We start from the raw sequence: 5427 nt of genomic DNA on the forward strand, positions 1-5427 counted from the left end.
GTTCACGGCGGCCGCGGCGGCGGTGCGGGCCGGGGTGGCGGTGGACCTGGAGTTCCCGCCGGTGGAGGTGTTCTCGCTGCCGTCGTTGGGCGTGGTGGTGGGGCCGGGGTTGGTCTACGAGCCGTTGCCGGAGGTGGACCTGGGCGGGTTCTCCGTGCAGGTGGACCTGTGGGCCGGTGGCGGGGTGCCGGACGGGCTGCCGGTGGCCGCGTCGGTCGACCTGCCGTGGTGGCGTGACGCGCTTCGGGGTGCTTGGGACGTGCTGGTGCGGGACCACCCGGCGCTCGCGGCGGAGTTCTCCGAGGTCGTGTCGGTGCTGACACCGATGCCGTCGTCGGCTTCGGGGACGAGCAGCGCGACGTTGGCCGACGCGTTCGGGTGCGTGTTCCTCTCGCCCATGCGGGACGCGGAGGCGCTGGCCGTGACGCTGGTGCACGAGGCGCAGCACAGCAAGCTGGTGGCGTTGACGGACCTGTTCCCGCTGGTCGAGCCGGGTCGTGACGCGGTGTTCTACGCGCCGTGGCGCGAGGACCCGCGCCCGGCCGCCGGTCTGCTGCACGGCACGTACGCGCACCTGGGCGTGGCCGGGTTCTGGCGTGCCCGACCCGGCCCGGCGGCGCAGGCGGAGTACGCGCGCTGGCGTTCGGCCGCGCTGATCACCGCCGAGACGCTCCTGGCCAGCGGCGAGCTCACCCCGACCGGCACGCGCTTCGTCGCGGAGATGGCCGCCGTCCTGCGCGCCTGGTGCGCCGAACCCCTCCCGCCGGCCGCCCTGGCCGCGGCCGAAGCCGAGGCCGCCACCCACCGGACCCGCTGGCGATCCACCCACGGCCACCCGTCCTGAACGCTCAACACGCGCGTTCCGAACGTAGGACACGCGCGACGTGAACGTAGGACTCTCGCGAGAGTCCTACGTTCGGAGCGCGAGAGTCCTACGTTCAGGACAGGTGAGTTGAACGCTCAGAACGGGTGGGAGTGGTGGTCGCCGCAGTACCGCGACTCGCCGTGCGCGGTCCCCGGGGTTGAGCCGTCCGGCCGCGATACTGCCCGCCATGCTCACCGCCGACGGCCACCTGGTGCACTCCCCCGCGGACCTGGTGGACCTGTTGGAGTGCGACCACCGCAGCCGGCTCGCGCTGGCGCTGGCCACCGGGCTGCCCGGCGCACCCGTGCCGGACGACCGGCCGAACCTCCTGGCCACCCGGCACGGCCTGGCGCACGAGCAGGCGATCCTGGACCGGTTCCGGGCCGAGCACGACGTGGTCGAGATCCCCCAACCCGCACCGACGCACGAAGCCCTCACCGAGGCCGCACGGCTGACCGCCCGCGCCATCGCGGACCGCGCGCCGGTGATCTACCAGGCCGTCTTCTACGCCGACGGCTTCCACGGCCGCGCCGACTTCCTCGTCGCCACCGACCGCGGCTACGAGCCGCACGACGCCAAGCTCGCCCGGCACGCCACCCCGGCCGCCGTCGTCCAGCTCACCGCCTACGCCCACGCGCTCGGCCACCACGCCGGACCCGCCATGCACCTCCTGCTGGGCGACGGCACGACCAAGACGTTCCAGGTCGCCGACTTCCTGCCGCTCGTCCGCGACCTCCGGACCCGCCTCCGCGCCCGCCTCGCCGCACCCGCGTCCCTGCCCGAACGGCTCTGGGACGACGAGCGCCCGGCGTGCGCCACCTGCCGGTTCGGCAAGCACTGCGCCACCGGCCGGGAGGCCGACCGCGACCTGTCCCTGGTCGCCGGCATCCGCACCGACCAGCGCCGCAAGCTCGCCGCGGCCGGCCTGGGCACGATCGACGCCCTGGCCAACGCCACCCGCGCGGACCGCCCGGCGACGATGTCCGCGGCGACGTTCACCGGCCTGCGCGCCCAGGCCGCGCTCCAGGTCATCCAGGACGACTCGCGCACCGACGACGACCCGATCGGCAAGGTCGCCTACGAGGTCGTCGCGCCCGAGGCGCTGGCCGGCCTGCCCGTGCCCAGCCCCGGCGACCTGTTCTTCGACATGGAGGGCGACCCGTTCGCCCTGGGCGGCGAGGGCCTGGAGTACCTGTTCGGCGTGGTCGACGGGGACGAGCGGTTCACGCCGTTCTGGGCGCACACCCGGCCGCAGGAGAAGGCGGCGTTCGAGCGGTTCGTCGACTTCGCCACCCGCACCCTGGAGGAGCACCCGGACGCGCACGTCTACCACTACGCGCCGTACGAGGTGAACGCGCTCAAGAAGCTCGCCGCCCTGCACGGCACGCGGGAGGAAGCCGTCGACCACCTGCTGCGCTCCGGCGCGCTGGTCGACCTGTACGCCGTGGTGCGCAAGGCGCTGCGCGTGTCCCAGCGGTCGTACTCGATCAAGTACCTGGAGCCGCTCTACATGCCGGGGGCGCGCGCGGGCGAGGTCACGACCGCCGTCTCCAGCATCGAGGCGTACGAGGAGTTCCTGGCCCTGCGCGACGCCGACCCGGCCCGCGCCGAGGACGTGCTCACCGGCATCGCGGACTACAACACCTACGACTGCGTCTCCACGCTGCGGCTCTACCGGTTCCTGCTGGAGGTGCGCCAGGAAGCCGGCATCGAGCCGCACGTGCCGGAGCCGTCGTTCACCGAGGAGATCGAGGACGAGCTCGCCGCCCAGCGCCGGGCCGAGCGCGCCGAACGCCTCGCCGCCGTGGTCGACCCGCTGCTGGAGGGCCTGCCGGACAACCCGGCGGAGGCGACGGACGACGAGCGGGCGCGGGCGCTGCTGGCCGCCGCCGTCGGCTACCACCGGCGGGAGACGAACCCGGCGTGGTGGGACTTCTTCCGGCAGGTCGCGGCGCCGCTGAGCGAGCTGGAGTCCGACAGCGCGTGCGCCGTGCCGGTGTCGGTGCGGGCGCAGGACTGGGCGATGCCGTCCGGTCGGGTCCGCAAGGCCAAGCGGGAGGTGCGGCTGTGGTGCGACCCGGACCGGCCGCACCCGTTCGCGACCGGTGACCAGGTGCGGCTGCTGTACCCCGGCACGCCCGCGAACGTGACCCGTGACGCCGTGGTGCTGGCCGAGTCGGCCGAGGACGTGGTGGTGCTGGAGAGCGTCGCGCCCGACGACGTGCACGGCGGGCAGCCCGTCGCGGTGCTGCCGGGCAGCCCGGTCCGGCCGACGCCCAAGGACGAGGCCGTCTACGACCTGGCGCGGTCGGTCGTGGACGTGCTGCCCGAGCTGCCGCCGCACCCCGGCGTCGACCTGGTCCGCCGCACGCCGCCGCGGCTCCGGACCGGCGCGCTGCCCCGCGGCGACGACCTGATCGCGGACGTGATCGCCGCGGTGGACGCGTTGGACGGCTCGACGCTGGCCGTGCAGGGCCCGCCGGGCGCGGGCAAGACCTACCTGGCGGGACGGCTGATCGCGCACCTGATCCGCGGCGGGCGCAGCGTCGGCGTGACGTCCACCAGCCACAAGGCGGTGGAGAACGTGCTGAGCGCCGCCCTGGCCGCGGGCCGCGAGCTGGGCGTGCCGATCCCGACGGCCAAGCGCGCCAAGGGCACGCCCGCGAAGGACTGCTCGTGGGAGCAGCCGCGGGACAACCCGGCGCTGGTGCGGTGGCGGAACGACCAGGGCGGTGGGCACCTGGTCGGCGGCACGGCGTGGACGTTCGCCAACGCGGCGTTGCGCGAGCAGCCGTTCGACGTGCTGATCGTGGACGAGGCCGGCCAGTTCGCGCTGGCCGACGCGCTGGCCGTGTCGACGTGCGCGCGCAACCTCGTGCTGCTGGGCGACCCGCAGCAGTTGCCGCAGGTCGTCCAGGGCACCCACCCGGCCGGCGCGGAGGCCTCGGCGCTGGGGCACCTGATCGGGGACGCCGACGTGATCCCGCCGGAGCTGGGCTACTTCCTGGACCAGACGCGGCGGATGCACCCGGCGGTGTGCGCGCCGGTGTCGAACCTGTCGTACGCGGGCCTGCTGCACGCCCACCCGAGCGCCGCCGAACGCGGGATCGCCGGTGTGCCGTCCGGTGTGTACGTGCACTCGGTGCCGCACTCGCACAACACCACGTCGTCCATCGAGGAGGCGACGGCGGTGGTGGACGTGGTGCGGTCGCTGATGGGGCGCATGTGGACGGACGGGCCGAACGCGCGGGCGCTGGACGACTCGGACGTCCTCGTGGTCGCGCCGTACAACCTCCAGGTGCGACTGGTGCGGCGCGAGCTGGAGAAGCACGGTTACGAGCACGTGCGGGTCGGCACGGTGGACCGGTTCCAGGGCCAGGAGGCGCCCGTCGTGATCACCACCATGACGTCGTCGGCGGCGGTGGACCTGCCGCGCGGGCTGGACTTCCTGCTGTCGCGCAACCGGTTGAACGTGGCTCTGTCGCGGGCGCAGGCCGTGGCGGTCGTGGTGTGCTCGCCGCGGCTGGTGGAAGCCGACATCCGCGGCGTCGACCAGCTCCGGCTGGTGTCCGGGATGATCGGGCTGATGGCGGACGCCCGGCCGTGGGCCGTCGACGCCGGCCAGGCCTGACACCGGTGACGACGCCTGCGGTCCACGGCTGACCGTTCCGGACGGAGCGGCACCCACTGCGGAACCGGCCGTCGTGTCCGGTTCGGATCAGCCCGGACGTCGTGTCCGGTTGGGACGGGCTTCGGACGTCGCACCGGGACCGGACCCCGACCGCGGTGACCGGCGGTCACGGCCGGTGACCTGCGAACCCGTGAGGTCTCGAAACTACGGGAAGTAGTTACCTAACCCCCGATCGAGTTGTTACATACTCCCCGATAAGGTGACGCGGTTCTCCTCAGCCCTTCCCTCAGGAGCCCTCACATGCAGTTCGCCAGAGTCGGCGCCCTGGTCGGCGCAGTCACCGCCGCCGTCGCCGCGACCGTCTTCGCCGCCATCCCCGCCTCCGCGCACACCCCGCAGCTGACCGCGAAGTGCGAGAACGGCACCACCACCCTCAGCGTGCAGCTGACGGCGTACGCCAAGAGCAACGCGCAGAAGTCCAACAACGTCAAGGTCACCCTCGACGGCAAGGAGTTGGAGAACAAGGACTTCGGCGACAAGTTCCAGCAGTCGTACACCGCGAGCGGCGACGCCGAGCACGTGTTCGTGGTCGCCGTCAAGGCGTACGACGACAACAAGTACTCCTTCAGCGAGACGAAGACCGTCAAGGCGTGCGTGGAGATGGTCCCGCCGACGACCACCACCACGACCACCACGACGACGACCACCACCGAGGTGGCTCCGACCAGCACGACCGAGTCCTCGGCCCCGGCCGCGACGACCACCACCGAGGCGGCCGTGGTGCCCGCGGGTGACACGAACGCGCTGGCCAACACGGGTGCGAGCATCGCGATCCCGCTGGTCATCGGCGTCCTCCTGCTCGGCGGTGGCGCGGCCCTGCTGATGGTGCTGCGTCGTCGTTCGGCGAACAACAGCTAGTACCGACGACGAG

The 5427-nt window shown here is 73.2% G+C and carries 3 protein-coding genes; all 3 read left to right on the forward strand.

The window, feature by feature from the left end; genetic code table 11:
• The coding region (locus AB0G02_RS23430) for an HEXXH motif-containing putative peptide modification protein (RefSeq protein ID WP_360797603.1) at positions 1–844 on the forward strand (844 nt) is incomplete at its 5' end.
• 208 nt (positions 845–1052) lie between these two features.
• The gene (locus AB0G02_RS23435) at positions 1053–4496 is read left to right on the forward strand and encodes a TM0106 family RecB-like putative nuclease (protein WP_360797604.1); all 3444 of its coding nucleotides are present in this window, start codon (positions 1053–1055) and stop codon (positions 4494–4496) included.
• Between the two features lie 300 nt (positions 4497–4796).
• Positions 4797–5414 (forward strand): LPXTG cell wall anchor domain-containing protein, encoded by a 618-nt coding sequence (locus tag AB0G02_RS23440; protein WP_360797605.1) that lies wholly within the window; start codon positions 4797–4799, stop codon positions 5412–5414.
• Positions 5415–5427: the final 13 nt, after the last annotated feature.

The sequence above is a fragment of the Actinosynnema sp. NPDC023658 genome, from assembly GCF_040639995.1.
Lineage (GTDB): Bacteria > Actinomycetota > Actinomycetes > Mycobacteriales > Pseudonocardiaceae > Actinosynnema.

Bases quoted from the DNA above. Each gene is read 5' to 3' on its own strand.
- AB0G02_RS23435 (WP_360797604.1), top strand. From the start codon at position 1,053: ATGCTCACCGCCGACGGCCACCTGGTGCACTCCCCCGCGGACCTGGTG.
- AB0G02_RS23440 (WP_360797605.1), top strand. From the start codon at position 4,797: ATGCAGTTCGCCAGAGTCGGCGCCCTGGTCGGCGCAGTCACCGCCGCC.